Source organism: Shewanella sp. 10B (assembly GCF_023475885.1).
Classification (GTDB): Bacteria; Pseudomonadota; Gammaproteobacteria; order Enterobacterales; family Shewanellaceae; genus Shewanella; species Shewanella mangrovisoli.
In genome coordinates this window covers 506349-524263 of sequence record NZ_JAMDJO010000001.1, presented here as the reverse complement: position 1 = coordinate 524263, position 17915 = coordinate 506349, and the positions used below count along the sequence as shown (strand labels likewise).

The following is a 17915-nucleotide window of genomic DNA, read 5'->3' as shown; positions in this document are numbered from 1 at the left end:
TTTGCTTGTTTATCCAATTATTGAAATCAATACACTAAGGCTCAGTATTTGACAAGTCATCTGGAGTGGCGATGAAATCTGATCCAACGATAAAAGCAGTGATCCTGCTGATTATCTGCACCTTCTTTTGGGGAAGTTGCTTTCCCATCGGTAAACAAGTGTTAAGCGAAGTGCATGCCTTGACCTTAGTGTTTTGGCGCTTTGTGATTGCCGCGGCCTGTCTCGCTATCTACCTCAAACTCGTCCGTATGCCGAAATTGCACTTAAGCATCAATCAATGGTTGTGGATTATTCTGGTCAGCGCGGTAGGAATAGGCGGACTTAACCTTGGCCTGTTTACGGGATTGGCGTCAACTAATGCGACGAACGGCTCATTAATCATGGCCCTTAGCCCGCTGATCACATCATTGATCGCCTGTGTTGCCCTGCGTACGCTGCCATCGTTTGCCCAGTGTTTTAGTCTGCTGGTGAGTCTAACTGGCGTGCTGATGGTGATCACCAATGGGCACCTTGAAACCCTCTTCTCGATGCAGATAAACCACGGAGATAAATTGATATTTGGCGGCATGCTGGCCTGGAGTTTTTACACCTATTTCAGCCAAGGTATCAGCCGCTGGATGCCAGTCATCCCTTATACCTTTATCGGCATGTTAAGTGGCGCCGCCGTGATTGGCGCTTTATGTTTGGCTTCGCCAGAGGTGCATCCCTTCGCAGAGTTATTCAATAGTACAGCGCTAGGCATGGCAGAAGTCGTCTACATCGGCGTATTTGGTACAGTGGCGGGCTATTTGTTGTGGTTAAATGGCGTGCGTCAGTTAGGTTCAGCCAACGCATCACTGTTTTTTAACTTTGTCCCCATCTTCTCCGTATTAACCTCGTTTATGCTCGGCCAAGCCGTTACCAAGTTGCAACTGTTAGGGATTATCTTGGTTATCGCAGGCTTACTACTACCACGAATTGTACGGTTTAAGCGCGAGCCCAAAGTGTGCCCTGAATCCTAGCCAAACCTCGAATAACATAATAAAGGCGGGAAGTTTCCCGCCTTTATTATTGGCCTTAGCGCCTAGGATAAGTCATTTCAGTTATTGGGCTGTTTTGCTCCCCAAAAAAAGAGTTTCAACTAGCGATTTTATTCAAATGAGTCCACTCAAATTACCCTAGAAATTCTCAATGATAATCCTGTTTTAATCTTACCTTGTATGCGGCTAACCATGTATGACTATGGTTTTTCACTGTTATAGGTGATTTTAAGGTTGAACAATGCACATTAACTCCGCACAAATAAAGCAAAGTATATTAAATTCAATGAATTACACAAAAAATGGCATATTAATCGTTCTGATAAACACACATGTTCTTTTTTCAATATGGTACATTTAATGAAAAGCTGATAAGTTCTTTGCATACAAATAGTTAATTGTGCATATTTTCACAATTCTAACGTGATTAACGCACATACACACTAGTAAAATGTTAACACTACACCTCAAGAGTGCTTATGAACTTAAGAATAATATTTTCAATTCTAATCTCTTTATTTATTTGCGGCTGCGCAATGACCGGAAGACCTAATCTTCCGGTAGATATATCTTCAAATGATTTAAATAGAGATGGGTATGCTCTGATTGTGGGTTCGTTGTCTAGGCGTAATGCAGCGGCTATATATGATCGTTGGGGAATAAACATTAGAAAAGTGGATTCTGAAAATTTTTTTGAATTTAATATTGAAGGTAAAGCGTCTACTACAGCACCGTTTATAGCGTATGATTTCGACTATCGAGAGAGTAAATATTCTGGAAATATATTCGCCTATCTTGTTCCTGTGGGGACGTATGAAATCTACAACTACACGCTATTTCAGACGCGAGGCGAATTCTATCGACATTGGAGTCCAGAAGATAATTTGTCGATTACTTTTTCAGTAAAAGAAAACTCAATAAACTATATAGGTGAATTCGCTGCCACAGAAAATTATGACTGGAACATTTTTGAAAACAAAAATAGAGATATTCCTATGCTTATGAAAAAATATCCAAATTTGGATTGGTCAGATGTGGTTACCAGAATACCTGACAAAAGAAACTTTTGATTAAATTATAAAACTGGACACCCAGCGTTAATAACAAGGAGGTTTATATGCCGCGCGCTCACCGCCCTCTGATAAGTTTTGAACAGCTCACGTTATATCCGAACCTAGCGATGAGGCTCAAGTGATGACTAGCATTGCGCTGGCGAATCTTCTGTCCAATGACTCAAATAATCATCGGCGTGATAAAGAAACAATACTTGCTGTTTCATCCTCTGTATAAAACTATGCGAATAGATAACCGCTCAGCACACTATTATCGTTAACTCGCTAATGTCTCCATCCTCGCATGCATTTTTTGTGCTGCTACATTTTGTGCCGCGAGATAATCCAGTTTTAGCTGCTTGATAATGCTAGTGATGAGGACCAGCTCCTGCTGTAATAATGGGATCTTTGACATATCATGTGTGGGCAAGTTGATGTCCACATTATCAAATAAATTACCAAAATAGCTCGCCATAATAAGCACTGTATTGTTTTTAAACTCGATGCTTATCCCTGAACCTCGTGCGGTTTTCCGGAATAACTGCTCCAACTCAACCAATCGTTCCATCACTGCGGGTGACAATAAATATCGCGCATAATGTTGATCGTGTGAATACACTTCAAACATGGCCTCAAAGGTGACACTTTCAAGTTTAACTCTGGGTTGCTTGATGCCTGAAATGGCATTCCCCAGGGAACCATAGTCTTGGCTAACAATGGTGTGAGATTCAAAATGAAAGGGCATAGAGATAATCACCACCCCACCCTTAAATTGGATTTTATCTGACTTGCTTCCACGGGATTTTAAGGTTAACTCGCAAAACTCGAAGCTAACATCTTCTACCTTGCCGCGAATATGGTCTTCAGCTTCTTTCTTGCTAAAACTGGGCATGAGTTCAAAATCAGCCACGGCATCCAGATTGACACAGGAATCGGGGCTATATTGGTAATCCCCTAATTTATCGAGTAAAACAGGTAAAATTTTATTCTTATAATGGCGCTTAAATTGTATTTCAGGCAACTGAACCCACATCAAGATGCCTGCGAGAACAATCAAGCTCAGAATGCTTGGGTCACTATTTGAGGCTAACGACATCAAATCAACAACCAGCGCAGGCAAGCACAGGAGCCAGCCTAACCGCTTGGCCCATTTCTTCCGAGAAAGTTTCGTTTCAAGTTTTTCAATTCGATAAGCTTCTAGCGGCTCGAGTAGTTGCAACAGTGCCGCTTTCGCCTCTTCTGATATCGGCGGTAATTCGGGTCGAGGGAAATCTGCGGGTAAATTCGCTTCCACTATATGATTGCGAATACTTTTCAGGGCTTCGACCCCCTGCTTTAAAGAATACAACAATTGGCTCATCTACTTATCCCTGTAATCGCCGATACAGCGCCCATTCCATTGTGCTGTTTCTACTCTCGAGTGTCGGTTAACTTCGTGATTAACCTATAGCGAGTGTCAGATTAAACAAAGGGTTATTTATTGTAAATAACAAATTTCAAACAACGATTTATATCAAAAACATTGGCGTGTTTTTGATACCACCTCTTATACCTCAGAGGCGTAAACCAAACTTATTGACTGACTTACAGTTCACTTTATCCCCTAAAGAAACACAAAACAAAAACGCTCTGCGGTTAGGCAGAGCGTTTGTTGGTAAAACCATGTGACAAAAGGTGTTTAGTCCTTTAAATCCTTTTCCATATCTTCGTAGGAAGTATGGCGAACGTCTTTACCTTTCACGTAGTAAATAATGTATTCGCAGATATTTTTACAACGGTCGCCGACACGCTCAACCGCACGGGCAGCCCAGAGTACGTCTAATACATCGGGGATTGAGCGTGGATCTTCCATCATGTAGGTCATTAATTGGCGGATAATGCCTTCATATTCACGGTCGAGCTTGGCATCTTCTTTATGAAGTTCCAGCGCCGAATCAGCATCCATACGGGCTAAGGCATCGAGCGTTGCGTGCAGCATACGAATCGCATGGCGGCCCATGTTTTCAATGCTGACTAATAACGGTTGCTGATTATTCAAACGCTTATCTAATGCGGCCTTGGCAATACGCACGCAGGCATCACCGATACGCTCAAGATCGGCAATCGATTTTGAAATCGCGATGATCAGACGTAAGTCGCTCGCCGCTGGTTGGCGTTTAGCGATAATGCGAGTGCATTCTTCGTCAATAGAGACTTCCATGCCATTCACTTTGTGATCGCCAGTGATCACCTTTTGCGCTAATTCAGCATCTAAGGTACTTAAGGCGTCGATGGCTTGCTCTAACTGACGCTCAACCAAGCCACCCATGGCGAGTACACGGTTACGGATATCATCTAACTCGGCGTTAAATTGCCCAGAGATATGTTTGTTTAAATTCATATTTTCCATTTGGCCAACCTTTTACTCAACTGTATCAACGCCTAGATGGAGTTTGCAATGTTTAACTCTGTTCTAGGCGGTGGCTTATTTCGTTTATCGCTTATCACTCACATCACCACTGCTAAAGGCAAGGTGATTAACCGTAACGGCCGGTAATATAATCTTCGGTCTTACGTTTTTTCGGTGTGGTGAAAATGGTGTTGGTATCGGCGTATTCCACCAATTCGCCCATATACATAAAGGCCGTTTGATCCGACACCCGCGCCGCCTGTTGCATGTTGTGGGTCACGATAACCACTGTGTACTTAGTCTTAAGTTCAGTGATCAGCTCTTCGATGGTTAAGGTTGAAATCGGGTCGAGAGCCGAAGTCGGTTCGTCGAGCAGTAATACTTCTGGCTCGATGGCAATCGCACGGGCAATCACCAGACGTTGCTGCTGACCACCGGATAAGCCAAAGGCGTTATCGTGCAGACGGTCTTTCACTTCATCCCAAATCGCCGCGCCGCGTAGCGAACGCTCGGCCGCTTCGTCGAGTTCGCGGCGGTTGTTAATGCCCTGCAGACGCAGACCATAAACCACGTTTTCGTAAATCGACTTAGGGAATGGGTTAGGACGCTGGAACACCATACCTACGTTGCGGCGCAGGGCGGCTACGTCGATTTTTTTGTCATAAATATTTTGACCGTGCAGCAGAATTTCGCCGTCGATATGGCAGTTGTCGACCAGATCGTTCATGCGGTTAATGCAGCGCAATAAGGTGGATTTACCACAACCGCTGGGGCCGATAAACGCCGTAACTTGCTTCTTCGGGATCTTCATCGACACGTTAAACAGCGCTTGCTTGTCGCCATAGCGCAGGTCTAAGTTGCGGATCTCCAGTGCGGTATCGTTCTGGCTCAAGTTTGCTAAGTCAAAGTTGTTGGTTTTCATGGCTGTCGAATCTATAGAAATCATATTCAGTCCTAATACTTTCAGGATAATCGCTGATTAATGCTCAAGCGAACGATATTTTTCACGTAAGTGGTTACGCACACTAATCGCGGTTAAGTTCAGTGCCACAATCACTGTTACCAGCAAGAAGGAGGTGGCGTATACCAGAGGACGTGCCGCTTCAACGTTAGGACTCTGGAAGCCCACATCATAAATATGGAACCCTAAGTGCATGAATTTACGTTCTAAATGCACAAACGGGAAGTTTAAGTCCAGTGGCAATGTCGGTGCTAATTTCACGACACCCACCAGCATTAACGGTGCCACCTCACCCGCTGCGCGGGCCACGGCTAAAATCAGACCCGTCATGATCGCAGGGCTTGCCATCGGGATCACAATCCGCCACAGGGTTTCGGCCTTAGTCGCGCCCAGTGCCAAACTGCCTTGACGCACTGCGCTAGGAATACGGCTTAAGCCTTCTTCGGTCGATACAATCACCACTGGCAGGGTCAGAATCGCTAATGTCAGCGCCGACCAAATCACCCCTGGTGAACCAAAGGTGGGTGACGGTAAGGCTTCGGCGTAAAACAGTTGGTCAATCGAGCCACCCATCATGTATACGAAGAACCCTAAACCAAACACCCCGTACACAATCGATGGCACACCCGCTAAGTTGATTACCGCAATGCGGATCATCTTAGTGATTGGGCCTTTCTTGGCATATTCGTGCAGGTAGATTGCGGCAATCACCCCGAATGGCGTCACGATAATCGCCATCAACAGCACCATAAACACGGTACCGAAAATCGCAGGGAACACGCCGCCCTCGGTGTTGGCTTCGCGTGGGTCGTCGCTGACAAAGCGGCCAAGCCCGACAAACCATTTGCCGATTTTACCCATCAAGCCTAAGTGGTTGACGTAGGTGACATCGAGAACCGAATCCAGCTTAAGTTCAACCTCAACACCACGCATATCGCGCACGATAACAGAGTCGCGAGCCGCTTCATCACGCAGGGCAAACAGCTCTTTTTCAAGCACATGGTATTCTTTTTGGAGCGCTTCCTTCGCGGCCGCTAACTCCAGCTTACGACTATCGGTCAGCTCACCATCTAACTCGTAACGGCGCTCTTTTAAACGCAGTTTCTCGATGTTGTAGTTAATCGCACCAATATCTTGTTTCTGCAATGATAACGCTTTGTCAGACAGGGCAACGGCACGATCGATATGCTCCATTAAAGAGGATTCAAGCGCATCGTTTTTCAGCTCTAAGCGTTTACCGTTTTCAATTACGGCCACTGGGTAGCCATAAAAGTTACCGTTTTTAGCACGCTCGAGCATGGCCACATCGGCAGGCTCGCTACGGCTGATAATGTCTGTTGCTAAAATCCAACGGAAATCTAAGCCCACAAACTCACGGTTACCGGTTTTCACTAAGTAACGCGTCACAAACTCACCGGGTGGCTGTTTAAACACGTGGCCCGCGGCGGTTAAACGTTCGGTCGGCACTTCTTCCCTATCGTAAATCTCACCGATTAAGGTTGAACGCGCACCTGTGTTATCTTCGAGTTCCCATTGATAAATCGTTGCAGGCCAAAAGTAGCTTAATCCGCGCCATGCAATGAGCAGTAACAGGCCTAATACTGCAATCAAACTGATGCTCACCGCGCCACCTGTCATCCAAATCCATGGCGAGCCTGATTTTACCCACTTACCCATTGCACAAACCTCTCAAGGTCATTGGCGAAATAGTATTTAGTATCATTATCTTATCTCCATTACAGCGAGCTATAGCGGTCACGCAGACGCTGTCTTACCACTTCGGCAATCGTGTTAAAGAAGAAGGTAAATACGAACAGAACGAAGGCCGCGAGGAACAGCACACGGTAGTGCGAGCTGCCAATCGCCGACTCTGGCATTTCCACCGCGATGTTAGCCGCCAGCGTACGCATACCTTCAAACACGCTCCATTCCATGATGGCGGTGTTACCCGTTGCCATCAGTACGATCATGGTTTCACCCACAGCGCGGCCAAGACCCATCATGACCGCAGAGAAAATCCCTGGGCTTGCGGTCAACAGCACAACACGAGTCAGGGTTTGCCAAGGCGTCGCACCCAGCGCCAAACTGCCGTTGGATAAATGGCGTGGCACAGAGAAAATCGCGTCTTCGGCAATCGAGAAAATCGTTGGAATAACCGCAAAGCCCATGGCGATACCCACTACCAGCGCGTTACGTTGGTCGAAGGTGATGCCTAATTCGTTAGTAATATATTGACGAGTGTTGCCATCGAACAGCGCCACTTCGATCATCGGGCTGATGGCAAAGGAGAACCAACCCACAAAGCAGATAACCGGAATGAGCATCAGCTCTTGATAGACTTCAGGCAGACGTTGTTTCCAAGTACCGGGTAATTTGCTCCAAGAGTAAGCCGACACCAGAATCGCCGTCGGCAGCAGTACCAGCAGCACTAAGATGCCCGGCAAGTGCTCTTCAATCAGCGGTGCTAACCAAAGTCCGGCGAGGAAACCTAAGATAACCGTTGGTAAGGCTTCCATAATTTCAATCGTTGGCTTAACAATGCCGCGCACCTTTGGCGACATAAAGTAAGCAGTGTAGATGGCGCCCGCAATCGCTAATGGCACGGCGAACAGCATGGCGTAGAACGCCGCCTTCATTGTGCCGTAGGCCAATGGCATTAAGCTGAGTTTGGCTTCAAAGTCATCGCTACCCGAGGTGGATTGCCACACAAACTTAGGCTCAGGGTAACCTTCGTACCACACCTTATTCCACAGCGCGCTCCAAGACACTTCTGGGTGCGAGTTTTCCACGTGGAAGATATTCAGTTGCTTGTTCGCTTCAACCACTAGGCCGTTAGAACGGGGGCTAAAGCCCATCACACCTGGGTTTTTAAGGTCAAACTTTTCATCAAACAGTTCGCGCTCACTGGTGGTGTACAGGAGTGATAACTCACCCTCTGGGCTCACCACGGCAAAGCTTTTACGGTAGAACTCAGAGGCAATCGAGGCCACTGGCGCTAAGTCGGTAAACTCACGGATCTCTTTGTATAAACGGCCTTTTGGACCATTCACTTGGAAGTACTGAGTCACCACACCAGAGTCGTAGCTCACCAGAATCGAGCTGGCACCGGCAAGTAAGGCAATGTTGTTAACCTTAGACTTTTCGTTTTCCGCATCAATCACCTGCATTAAATCCAGGCTCTCAACATCACGGATATTGTAGATAAACACCTTGTTGCCCATTTGCAGCATCAATTGGCGTTGGTCTGGCGTCATCAACTGGTGTGCAACTTTTTTAGGTGCATCGGGCAGTAGTGCGCCAGTGGTCGTCCATTCCACCTCTTCGGTCATCATGTTTTCTTGACCTTCGAGACGGCTTAAACGCCAAGCACCATTATCATCTTGGTAGGCGAAGCTGATTTTATCGTTGCTGTAACTAAAGGCTAAATGATGGATAGCGCTGCCCGATTCATCGATAGTGATCGGCGCTTCACCCGCGCTGTAACGCAGTTTTGGGGTAATGAGGCGCTTGTTATTAGGGTAACTTAAGCCAAACTCAATCCCTACGATTAAGGCTTGACCGTTACTTAACCCCAGTGCGAAGCGTTGCTCACTCGGCGCGGCAATCGCGGCGCTGGTTACGCTCACACCCGCAGGTAATGGCGGTGTAAAACTGGAGAGTAAGCTGCCATCGGCAACAGTGTAGAAATCCACCTGGCCATCGGCGGCCACGCGATACATAACCTCATTTTGCTCGTCGGCGCCAACCATCAGGGTCGCGACTTCAGCATGTTGATAACTCACGCTTTTTACGGAAGTCACATCCGCGCTGTCGAAAATGGGTTTAATCACGTACAGCAAATAGAAGAAGATCAACAATAAGGCGACAAACACCATAGTGCCGCCAATCGTGACCCCAATTTGAGCCGCTTTATCCTTAAATGCCCTGCGACTTGAACGTCCGCCTTTCAGCATACTTTGCGGCGCAGAACCAGGTTGAATGACCTGACTTTCCATTAAGAACCTCTATTATTAAAGCCTGTGAGTTTTTTCGCTAGGAATTGCGAAATGCTATGCTTACACTGTTTGAGCATAAACTGAGCAATAACAACACCCTTCATTCTAAGTGCGTTGAATTATATGACGCAAAGATGACAGTTGTGTTACACCCGATTTTAAAACAGGTGCCTTTTACAAAAAATAGGAGTCAGTCGCCATGCTACGATATTTAATCACGCTTCAAGCACCTGATAGAAAAGGATTAGTCGAGCAAATCGCCCATGCCGTGAGTCGCCATGGCGGCAACTGGTTAGACTCAGAGTTGCGCCATATCGACGGGATCTTTGCCGCCATATTGTTACTCGAGGTGCCTTCCCTGAAAATGGATGAGCTGATTGAAGCCTTGGAATGTATCGACGGCCTCACCCTCACCTATTCAAAAACCTCGGTCGCCCTCAAACCCGTTAAGCGGCTCACCTACAGCCTAGTGTCCTACGACAGACCCGGATTAGTGCTGGATATTTCCAATCGCATCACCGCACTTGGTATCAATATCGAACAGTTTAGCAGCCAGTTTGAGACAGCAGGCCATACAGGTATCGCCCTGTTTCGCGCCACCATTGGCTTGGGCCTAACCGATCTTGCCCAAGAGGAACAGTTAGTGCAGTCTCTCTACTCCCTCGGTGATGACTTAGTGCTGGATAAACTCAGCCGTTAACCCTCAACCCCTTCAACAAAAAACGCCGCGGGCACTCCCAGCGGCGTTTTTTATGGCAAGCTAACTGACTTTCTGGTGCCGAGACTTTATTAAATAGCGCAGCGGCACTTGGGAAATCAACATCCCCAGCAGCATCAAGCCGCACCCAAACAAGGCGCGCAGTCCTAGGCTTTCACCAAGGAACAGAATACCGCCGATGGCGGCAAACACGGTTTCTAAACTCAAAATAATCGCCGCGTGCGCAGGATGAGCATGCTTTTGCGCCAGCACCTGTAAAGTGTAGGCAATACCCACTGAAATCAGCCCCGCGTAGGCCAGTGAGCCCCAAGCAGCAATCACCTTATCGACAGTCGTGACCTCAATGGCCGCCGACACCAGCAGGCTTAATACGCCGCATACCAAAAATTGCATCATGGCGAGTAACACGGGCGAAATCCGCTTGGCAAAATGATCCACCGCCAAAATATGCATTGCCCAAAACAGTGCGCCAATCAATTGCAGCGTATCGCCATAACCGAGGTGAAAGCCGTCTTTAATGCTTAAAAAATACAGCCCCACCACGGCGATACCACAGCCTACCCAAGTATTGGCGCCGGTAGCATGTTTCAGGGCTAAGCCCAATATCGGCACTAACACGATATAAAGCCCAGTGATAAAGCCCGCGTTAGCGGCCGTGGTATAAAGCAGTCCTACCTGTTGTAGCGATGCGCCAGCAAATAACAGTCCGCCCACCGCAACACAACCAATGGCAAAATCTTTGGGCGTACCGAGATGAATTTTCCCCTGCCGAGCCAAGTACCACACCAGAGGAACGAGTGACACAGTACCAATTAAGAAACGTAGCCCGTTGAATGCAAAGGGCGATAAATGCTCCATCCCTAAGGTTTGGGCGACAAAACCAAAGCCCCAAATGGCGGCGGCGAGCAGGAGTAAAAAATTGGCTGGCAAGATACAGTCTCTATGATTAAAAAGGATGACAAGATTACCCAGATGCCGGGCGCTTGTCCAAATCTGTTGCGATACTGTTAGCGTTTAAACCGTGCTACTGGCGAGTCTTGCATTGTAGGCTTTTGGCCTGACTCAAGATTTCATTTAAAAACACTGAGTCTGATTGCTTTGCCAACAGCACCGCTTTATTGGAAGCATCAATCGCGAGGGCGGTTTGACCATCAAGATCGTAGGCGGTTGCTAAGCTATCCCAGAGCACCTCAGACATAGGAAACACCTTTGTCCCTTCCAGTAAAATCTCCACACCCCACGCCGTTTTTTGCTCATAGCTGGCCTTGAGACCATAGACATTGTACTGCTGGGCAGAGAGCGGAAACTCATAGCCGAAGACCGCCGTTTGCTGGTGATAGAACTGCTTTAATGCCTTTAGCGGCATCACCGCGATTTCGGGCACCGCATTCCAGCCCGCAAACAGCGTCTTTAAAGCCGCAACATTGCCGATAAGCGGGGTGCTGTCATGGGTTTCTTCGGGGAAGCGTTTATCAAACCATTGCAACATTTGGGTTGAAGGAGGCTTCACTGACGGGCTATTTCCCAAGGTATTTTGCAATTGGGTGATTTGGGCTGCAAAGGCGCTGGCCATCTCATTGGGTTCACTGGCGATACTCAAAAACCAGCGCATGGGTTTTGTCCGTTTGGCAACGGCTAGCTTAGCGGACTCCTGTACGAGCCAATTATTGTCCCACCAAAGGCTCGGGCTGATGGATATCGCCGCATTAAACCGAGTGTCAGGCGTCAGAGCCACATAACTGCTGAATAGCCCAGCCATAGAGTGTCCCGACAGTATGTGGTAATCGGCAATGCGATATTTCTGGCCCAAACTGCTGAGTAGTTCTGTTTCTAAAAACTGCCTGTAGTTCTCTGCTCCACCACTTCGGTCTTTGAACTGTTCTAATTGGGTCGGCGTAAACGACTTTAAGCGATTATTCGAGCTGACACCCACGACAATCAGTTCAGGGATAATGGCATAGCTACTTAAAAAGCCGACATTCGCGGCAATATGCTCAAATTGTGTTGAGCCATCCAAGACAACTAAAACGGGATAACGAAAATCGTTGGAATGGCCATAGGTATCGGGGAGTTTGATTTGTAAGTTAATGGCATCATTCAATATTTCAGAATGGATCTGCATCTTGTCTGCCTGCGCCATCACCTGCATCGACAGGAAAAAAATCAGTCCTAATACCATCCGCATCGTTAACCTCCCTGAATAATGGCTGCTAAGTTACTGGTTTTTATCAATACAATCAATTTATTAACATAATTACGCCTCCAAAAAGCCCTGATTAGCCACATATTGCAGTCAGGCTCTCAATCGAGAATTCCTATCTAAACTCGGCGGGATAATCTTGTATACTGCACACCACGCAATGACGAATGCATAAGTGCGCTGGGATGTCTTACCAACTCCAGTGACACCATAAAAAACTAGGAACACCTATGTTAGGAACGCTAAAAAAGCTGTGCGCACACTTAGATGAGGCGCAACAAGTACAGTATCAACTGGTTGTTGGCGACGACTTGCTGCCACTGAATCCCTTAATTGGCAAGCCGCTGACCCTGACCCACACAGGTAACATCTTCTGCTGTAACTGCGGCAAAAAGACCAAAAAAAGCTATTCGCAAGGCCATTGTTTTGTGTGCATGCAAAAGCTCGCCAGCTGCGATATGTGCATTATGAAGCCCGAAACCTGTCACTTTGACCAAGGTACTTGCCGCGAGCCAGAGTGGGCGCAAAGCCATTGTTTTGTGCCGCATTATGTTTATCTATCCAATACTTCGGGCATCAAGGTCGGTATCACTCGCCACACCCAATTGCCTACTCGCTGGATAGATCAGGGCGCGACTCAAGGGTTACCGATTTTCAAAGTGTCGACACGACAAATCTCGGGTTTAGTGGAAGTGGAATTAGCCAAACTCATCAACGATAAAACCCACTGGCAAACCATGCTTAAGGGCCACGCCGATGATATCGATTTAAATGCTAAGGCGGCGGAACTGATCCCGCAAATTGAGGCTAAGTTGCACGAAATCGGCATGCAAAAAGGCGATTACAGTATCGAACGATTGCAGGAAGAGATCCAGTCTATCCATTATCCGATTGAGACCTTCCCGAAAAAAATCACTTCACATAATTTTGATAAGGAAGTCGTGGTCAGCGGCGTATTGCAGGGTATTAAAGGCCAATATCTGATCTTCGATACGGGCGTGATTAACATTCGTAAATTCACCGCCTATGAAGTCAGCATAGCGTTAGCTGACTAATATAAGTTAAAATTCCTGTCAAATGAGTGTGTTGAGCGCCGCTATGGCAGTCAGTACACTCATTGCTAAACCGTTAGATGACAGTAGTGAAACGTCTAAATCGCTTAGGTAGAACCTCGATATACTCATACCTAAAGCATTATGATCACCCTTATCTTGCAATCACTCAGTCGTACCCAGCATCCCACATGGATAAAATGGCGCTCACCTTCTCCAAGGTAAAAATCTTTATATGGAATATATTTTATGAAACAAGGACCTCAAAATTTTATCCGTCGCTGTGCATTCCAACAAAAATTACGTAATAAGCAATCTGGGATAATGTTGCTCTTAATAATCCCGCTAATAATAGCAAGCGGTCCTTGGAAGGAACTGACCGCATCGCTATCGACAGAACCATGGGATATAGGATTTACAATTGTTGTCGTTTTAGCCGTTGTGGTGGCATTTTTCTTCGCCTTCATGATCATTTCTGAATCGATAAGACTAGGTAAAGCCGCTAAAAATGAACAAAGGAAATTAGCCGAAGCTGGACCTGATGGCTATTACATCGATATCTATCAAGAAGGCCTTATATTTAATCTCTACGATGCCGAGTTTCATCTTTTTGATATGAAACAACAGTTTGTCCCATTGGATGAGATTGCCAGTACAAAATACTTTAAATACAGAGGCACACGCCGCTTGACGATCAACTTTGTCCAGATTTCCGGCCAAGTGTCGTTCACGAATAGGGAAATAAATATGGATAATTTTGATTTTCTGAAGGAGTTTCTCGAAACTCATGTAGCTAATCAAGAGAATAAGGCAAGAAAATAAGCCAGCTTAAGCTAGCTTGATTAGGCATAGCGGCGTTGTGTAAAGCATAAGCCCCACGCAACGCTCGCCATTCTTGGATAAGCCTGATTTTGAAGAGATTAAATCAATCGAGCAGAGGCTTTGCTCTAACTTGGTTGCGCAACCATATAAACAAGTTCCCAGATATGTCCATCGGGATCTTCAAACGCGTGGCCATACATAAATCCTTGATCCTGCGCTTGACGATAGGCTTTGCCGCCATGCTGCTCGGCAAGCTTAACCAATTGGTCGACACGTTCTCGACTGTCGCAGTCTAGGCAATTGAGCACTTCTGTCGTGGTACGAGCATCGGCAATCGGCTTATCGGTAAAACCCGCGAAAAAAGGCTTCGCCAGCAGCATCACATAAATATTGTCGGCGATGACCACGCAAGCAGCCTGCTCATTGCTGTATTGCTCATTGATACCAAACCCTAGGCCAGCGTAAAAAGCCCGTGATTGTTGAACACTTTCAACCGCTAAATTAACAAAGATACTTTGTGCCATCATAATCTCCCTTTAAAAATCCCTGCGGACGTCACATCCTGTCCTGTAAAAATACCTGTCATCTGTAGATAGTTAAGTTAACAATGAAGTAAATAGCTAAGTGAACAGTCTAGTCAATCATTGCGGCATCCTGAACTCATGTTCCTGCAAGAGCATAAGGCGAGTATCTTACTCGCCTTATGACTGTACTGCCTTATGACTATACAGATTACTGCGCCAAGATAACCGCGCTATTGCACTGAGTGAGTGGCGGGCAGCGATAACAGCATTTCATCGATTAAACCATCGAAGCGGGCTCTAACTTCGTCCATATCTTTAATGTTGGCAAAGCCTTGGGCAAGGACTCGCCAGACCATTTCGGTAGGTTGCCCCGCGATACCCGTTGGTTTAAAAAAGCTAATCAGCACTGAGCCTTTATCGTACTTTTTAGGGTCAACGCCTTGGTTCGATAAGCCCGGCACTAAGCCTGCGGCGGCGAGTATCTGCTCATCCGACATTTGTGTGCCCATGGCGACGCCAAACCCGACTTGAAAGTCCGCCAGCTGCGGATCTTCAACCCAACGATAACCTTTCGTCAGCAGCACTTTTTTCAGTGTATCTTGCATATGCTGTTGGACTTGTTGTTTGTCTAATCGACTGTCGACAAAGATTTTCTGGAGTGTTGGGTGCCAACTGTAGGTCATGGCGCTCGGCGGTAATTGGCTCAAATCCCCCGAAGTCACAATTGTGGTTCGCAGCGCCTGCGAATCATCCACACTCACACAGGCCGTCAGCGCGGCAAAACCTATGGTTAATAGCGTCAATAAACGCCCAATAGTTTGTGGTAAATACATACTTATTCCCTTATTGCGATTTTTACAGCTTAAGGATAGTTGCTATTTCCAAGACTGAAAGTCGATATGCATCATAGTGTTAAATCATCGCTCTCGACAAGCCTTGTGGCTAAATTGCACTCAGGCATTCATGGCTTCCCAATTCGTTATGATTTGTTACTTTATTATGCCCGCAGGGCGTATAGGCGCGGCTCAATTTACCCGCTAGAATGCCTCGCCGAGCGACTGCAACTTGCATAATTACGGCGCAAAAATTGAGGGAATATGCCCTTATCACAATGCCAATAACGACAACAAAAGGTGTGAAATAGATCTATGGAGTTAATACTCGCTATCGCGTTGTTTGCCTTCTCATCGGGGATCACCCCTGGGCCTAACAACATTATGTTGATGACCTCTGGGGTCAACTTTGGCGTTAAACGCAGTATTCCACATCTGATGGGGATTAGCCTTGGCTTTCCCACTATGATCCTCGCCATCGGCCTAGGCTTAAGTGCCCTATTTCAAGCCTATCCGATTATCCACCAAGTGATTAAAATCATTGGGATTGTCTATCTCCTGTACCTATCTTGGCTGATTGCCAACAGCAGTAGCAAGATGGAGGGCAAGAGTATCGCTAAACCCTTTAGTTTTTTGCAGGCCGCCGCATTTCAATGGGTTAACCCTAAAGGCTGGATTATGGCTGTCGGCGCGATTGCCACTTTTACCTCGGTGCAACAGGATCTCACGCCGCAAGTGGTCACCATTGCCACAGTGTTTTTATGTGTGGCCTTTCCCTGCGCCGTAGTGTGGCTTGGGTTTGGCGTGGCGCTTAAACGTATTTTGAAAAACGAGCGCCAGCAGAAGATCTTTAATATCACTATGGCCATCTTGCTTGTGGCGTCTATCATCCCTATGATCGCCCCCTAATTTTGGCCGTAAGAGTTAAGCACTAGCATGAATGAGATAGAACTGATCACTCAACAAACCGATAACTGGGTGAAAAAAGTGATCATGAAATACAATATTTGCCCCTTCGCCAGACGTGAGGTCGAGCGCGGCAGTATTCGCTATCTCGTTGTTGAACAAACCAAAGTCAAGCTAGTGCTCAAGGCTCTGATTGAAGAATGCCAATACCTAGATGCGCATCCCGAAGCCGAAACGACGCTGTTTATTCTGCCGCGGGGTTTTGAGGGCTTTTACACTTACCTCGATCTCGTTGATATGGCGAACGACGCCTTGTTCGACAACGACTATGAAGGCGTGTATCAGCTCGCGCATTTTCATCCCGATTATTGCTTCGAGGATGAACCACAGGATTCTGCGGCCAATTATACCAACCGCGCGCCCTACCCAACCCTGCATATTATCCGCGAGGCCAGCATGGAGTTAGCCCTTGCTAACTACAACGACCCCGAATCGATTCCCGAGCGCAATATTCAATTTTGTGAGCGTAAAGGCAGCGAGTTTTTTATTAATTTACTCGCAGAGTGCATGGGGAAATAGTTTTTATTTCAAAGCAATAAACCTAACAACTCCTAAGTTTAGGCATGGGGAAAGGTCGCACTGTTTACACCAATCACAGGATTTGTGTGCTCCATTTCTCATTGCCATAGCGACGATTCTTATAGCTATCGATACGCCATTCATCGGCCTTCTTAAGGACGATAAACAGATACTCATCTTCGAAGTGAGTGTTGGTTTTGATATAGATTTCTGCTCTGCCCTTATGTTTTAAGTTAACGAGCAGCTCAAGGGGATGGTCACAACCATTAAACTTTGAGGGAAAACCAAAGGAGTTGCGAACTTTACCGCCGTACACAAGGGGCTTATCGGTACAAAACCCATCGAATAAGGGGGAGATTTGTTCATTGAGCAGTGCAAACCAATCGGTTCGCTCTGCATAGTGGAACTCAGTTTCGGGCACGGCTTTGCTTAAGGCTTCTTCCTCTGCTTGCCGTTTGGCATAGAGATTATTTTCGATCTCATTCCAACTTTGGCTGAAAGATAACACACGCTGTGTTAAATACGCTTTTAATTCAATGTCATCCATGTCGATTATCTCGTCCTCTCCTAGGAATACTTACGGCGGACACTATAATCAAACGGCCCGTCGGTCACAAGCCAAGCTCTCTATCACATCAATAAAAAACATAATGATAATTCATTAGCTTAGGGTGAATTAGCCAGCATATTCTCCCCTACATGGCTTGGCTGTTAACTGTGTCATGATTATCATTCTTTGTTTACAGCTCAAAATGTTTACAAATTGCTACCTTTGTTATTTATTTGTTAAAAACAAATTCCTGTGTTAGGTTGAAATCGCCTAAGTCAGCAGACGCCCGTCTGTCCATAGGAGCACAAGTAGATG

Annotated in this window: 17 protein-coding genes; 7 read left to right on the top strand and 10 right to left on the bottom strand. The window is 46.4% G+C overall.

Annotated features, from left to right (window positions below; genetic code table 11):
- Window positions 1-71: 71 nt before the first annotated feature.
- On the top strand, window positions 72-1001 hold the full coding sequence (locus M0415_RS02150; RefSeq protein WP_249555835.1) for a DMT family transporter: 930 nt from the start codon (window positions 72-74) through the stop codon (window positions 999-1001).
- A 497-nt stretch (window positions 1002-1498) separates the two neighbouring features.
- Window positions 1499-2089, top strand: a complete 591-nt coding sequence (locus M0415_RS02145; protein WP_249555836.1) for a hypothetical protein — start codon at window positions 1499-1501, stop codon at window positions 2087-2089.
- Window positions 2090-2348: 259 nt separating this feature from the next.
- Here the strand turns inward: M0415_RS02145 and M0415_RS02140 are convergent, their stop codons facing one another.
- The 5 genes from M0415_RS02140 to M0415_RS02120 all read right to left on the bottom strand — a co-directional run bounded on the left by M0415_RS02140 (window position 2349) and on the right by M0415_RS02120 (window position 9416).
- A complete protein-coding gene (locus tag M0415_RS02140) occupies window positions 2349-3431 on the bottom strand; it encodes a DUF3137 domain-containing protein (RefSeq protein WP_249555837.1) in 1083 nt (360 codons plus the stop codon).
- 318 nt (window positions 3432-3749) lie between these two features.
- Entirely contained in the window at window positions 3750-4460 is a 711-nt protein-coding gene (phoU, locus tag M0415_RS02135) for a phosphate signaling complex protein PhoU (RefSeq protein WP_011623309.1), read from the bottom strand.
- A gap of 127 nt (window positions 4461-4587) precedes the next feature.
- Entirely contained in the window at window positions 4588-5406 is an 819-nt protein-coding gene (pstB, locus tag M0415_RS02130) for a phosphate ABC transporter ATP-binding protein PstB (RefSeq protein WP_011623310.1), read from the bottom strand.
- A 33-nt stretch (window positions 5407-5439) separates the two neighbouring features.
- Entirely contained in the window at window positions 5440-7098 is a 1659-nt protein-coding gene (pstA, locus tag M0415_RS02125; protein WP_011623311.1) for a phosphate ABC transporter permease PstA, read from the bottom strand.
- A gap of 59 nt (window positions 7099-7157) precedes the next feature.
- Window positions 7158-9416 carry an ABC transporter permease subunit gene (locus M0415_RS02120; RefSeq protein ID WP_249555838.1) on the bottom strand — a complete coding sequence of 753 codons (2259 nt, stop codon included), beginning with the start codon at window positions 9414-9416 and terminating at the stop codon, window positions 7158-7160.
- Between the two features lie 199 nt (window positions 9417-9615).
- On the opposite strand from M0415_RS02120, the gene M0415_RS02115 reads away from it, so the two are divergent.
- Entirely contained in the window at window positions 9616-10116 is a 501-nt protein-coding gene (locus M0415_RS02115) for a glycine cleavage system transcriptional repressor (protein WP_011623313.1), read from the top strand.
- Window positions 10117-10176: 60 nt separating this feature from the next.
- On the opposite strand, the gene M0415_RS02110 is transcribed toward M0415_RS02115, so the two are convergent.
- Both M0415_RS02110 and M0415_RS02105 read right to left on the bottom strand, forming a co-directional pair.
- The gene (locus M0415_RS02110; protein ID WP_041408810.1) at window positions 10177-11064 is read right to left on the bottom strand and encodes a DMT family transporter; all 888 of its coding nucleotides are present in this window, start codon (window positions 11062-11064) and stop codon (window positions 10177-10179) included.
- A gap of 94 nt (window positions 11065-11158) precedes the next feature.
- Window positions 11159-12319 carry an alpha/beta hydrolase gene (locus tag M0415_RS02105; RefSeq protein WP_249555839.1) on the bottom strand — a complete coding sequence of 387 codons (1161 nt, stop codon included), beginning with the start codon at window positions 12317-12319 and terminating at the stop codon, window positions 11159-11161.
- A gap of 245 nt (window positions 12320-12564) precedes the next feature.
- Here M0415_RS02105 and M0415_RS02100 point away from each other — a divergent pair, with 245 nt between their 5' ends.
- Both M0415_RS02100 and M0415_RS02095 read left to right on the top strand, forming a co-directional pair.
- Window positions 12565-13389 carry a DUF2797 domain-containing protein gene (locus M0415_RS02100; protein WP_249555840.1) on the top strand — a complete coding sequence of 275 codons (825 nt, stop codon included), beginning with the start codon at window positions 12565-12567 and terminating at the stop codon, window positions 13387-13389.
- A gap of 246 nt (window positions 13390-13635) precedes the next feature.
- The gene (locus tag M0415_RS02095; protein ID WP_249555841.1) at window positions 13636-14208 is read left to right on the top strand and encodes a hypothetical protein; all 573 of its coding nucleotides are present in this window, start codon (window positions 13636-13638) and stop codon (window positions 14206-14208) included.
- A gap of 125 nt (window positions 14209-14333) precedes the next feature.
- Here M0415_RS02095 and M0415_RS02090 read toward each other — a convergent pair whose 3' ends face one another.
- Complete coding sequence (locus tag M0415_RS02090; protein ID WP_249555842.1) at window positions 14334-14732, bottom strand: VOC family protein; 399 nt, start codon at window positions 14730-14732, stop codon at window positions 14334-14336.
- Window positions 14733-14962: 230 nt separating this feature from the next.
- Window positions 14963-15565 carry a DUF4136 domain-containing protein gene (locus M0415_RS02085; protein WP_249555843.1) on the bottom strand — a complete coding sequence of 201 codons (603 nt, stop codon included), beginning with the start codon at window positions 15563-15565 and terminating at the stop codon, window positions 14963-14965.
- A 315-nt stretch (window positions 15566-15880) separates the two neighbouring features.
- Here M0415_RS02085 and M0415_RS02080 point away from each other — a divergent pair, with 315 nt between their 5' ends.
- Both M0415_RS02080 and M0415_RS02075 read left to right on the top strand, forming a co-directional pair.
- Window positions 15881-16474 carry a LysE family translocator gene (locus M0415_RS02080; RefSeq protein WP_011717623.1) on the top strand — a complete coding sequence of 198 codons (594 nt, stop codon included), beginning with the start codon at window positions 15881-15883 and terminating at the stop codon, window positions 16472-16474.
- Between the two features lie 27 nt (window positions 16475-16501).
- Window positions 16502-17050, top strand: a complete 549-nt coding sequence (locus M0415_RS02075) for a DUF1415 domain-containing protein (protein ID WP_249555844.1) — start codon at window positions 16502-16504, stop codon at window positions 17048-17050.
- 73 nt (window positions 17051-17123) lie between these two features.
- On the opposite strand, the gene M0415_RS02070 is transcribed toward M0415_RS02075, so the two are convergent.
- A complete protein-coding gene (locus tag M0415_RS02070) occupies window positions 17124-17597 on the bottom strand; it encodes an NTF2 fold immunity protein (protein ID WP_249555845.1) in 474 nt (157 codons plus the stop codon).
- Between the last annotated feature and the right edge of the window lie 318 nt (window positions 17598-17915).

What these genes read in the sequence shown, in the direction of transcription:
- M0415_RS02080 (WP_011717623.1), top strand. Translation starts at nt 15,881, where the DNA reads ATGGAGTTAATACTCGCTATCGCGTTGTTTGCCTTCTCATCGGGGATC.
- M0415_RS02115 (WP_011623313.1), top strand. Translation starts at nt 9,616, where the DNA reads ATGCTACGATATTTAATCACGCTTCAAGCACCTGATAGAAAAGGATTA.
- M0415_RS02095 (WP_249555841.1), top strand. Translation starts at nt 13,636, where the DNA reads ATGAAACAAGGACCTCAAAATTTTATCCGTCGCTGTGCATTCCAACAA.
- M0415_RS02145 (WP_249555836.1), top strand. Translation starts at nt 1,499, where the DNA reads ATGAACTTAAGAATAATATTTTCAATTCTAATCTCTTTATTTATTTGC.
- M0415_RS02090 (WP_249555842.1), bottom strand. Translation starts at nt 14,732, where the DNA reads ATGGCACAAAGTATCTTTGTTAATTTAGCGGTTGAAAGTGTTCAACAA.
- M0415_RS02075 (WP_249555844.1), top strand. Translation starts at nt 16,502, where the DNA reads ATGAATGAGATAGAACTGATCACTCAACAAACCGATAACTGGGTGAAA.
- M0415_RS02150 (WP_249555835.1), top strand. Translation starts at nt 72, where the DNA reads ATGAAATCTGATCCAACGATAAAAGCAGTGATCCTGCTGATTATCTGC.
- M0415_RS02085 (WP_249555843.1), bottom strand. Translation starts at nt 15,565, where the DNA reads ATGTATTTACCACAAACTATTGGGCGTTTATTGACGCTATTAACCATA.
- phoU (WP_011623309.1), bottom strand. Translation starts at nt 4,460, where the DNA reads ATGGAAAATATGAATTTAAACAAACATATCTCTGGGCAATTTAACGCC.
- pstA (WP_011623311.1), bottom strand. Translation starts at nt 7,098, where the DNA reads ATGGGTAAGTGGGTAAAATCAGGCTCGCCATGGATTTGGATGACAGGT.
- M0415_RS02120 (WP_249555838.1), bottom strand. Translation starts at nt 9,416, where the DNA reads ATGGAAAGTCAGGTCATTCAACCTGGTTCTGCGCCGCAAAGTATGCTG.
- M0415_RS02100 (WP_249555840.1), top strand. Translation starts at nt 12,565, where the DNA reads ATGTTAGGAACGCTAAAAAAGCTGTGCGCACACTTAGATGAGGCGCAA.
- M0415_RS02070 (WP_249555845.1), bottom strand. Translation starts at nt 17,597, where the DNA reads ATGGATGACATTGAATTAAAAGCGTATTTAACACAGCGTGTGTTATCT.
- M0415_RS02140 (WP_249555837.1), bottom strand. Translation starts at nt 3,431, where the DNA reads ATGAGCCAATTGTTGTATTCTTTAAAGCAGGGGGTCGAAGCCCTGAAA.
- pstB (WP_011623310.1), bottom strand. Translation starts at nt 5,406, where the DNA reads ATGATTTCTATAGATTCGACAGCCATGAAAACCAACAACTTTGACTTA.
- M0415_RS02105 (WP_249555839.1), bottom strand. Translation starts at nt 12,319, where the DNA reads ATGCGGATGGTATTAGGACTGATTTTTTTCCTGTCGATGCAGGTGATG.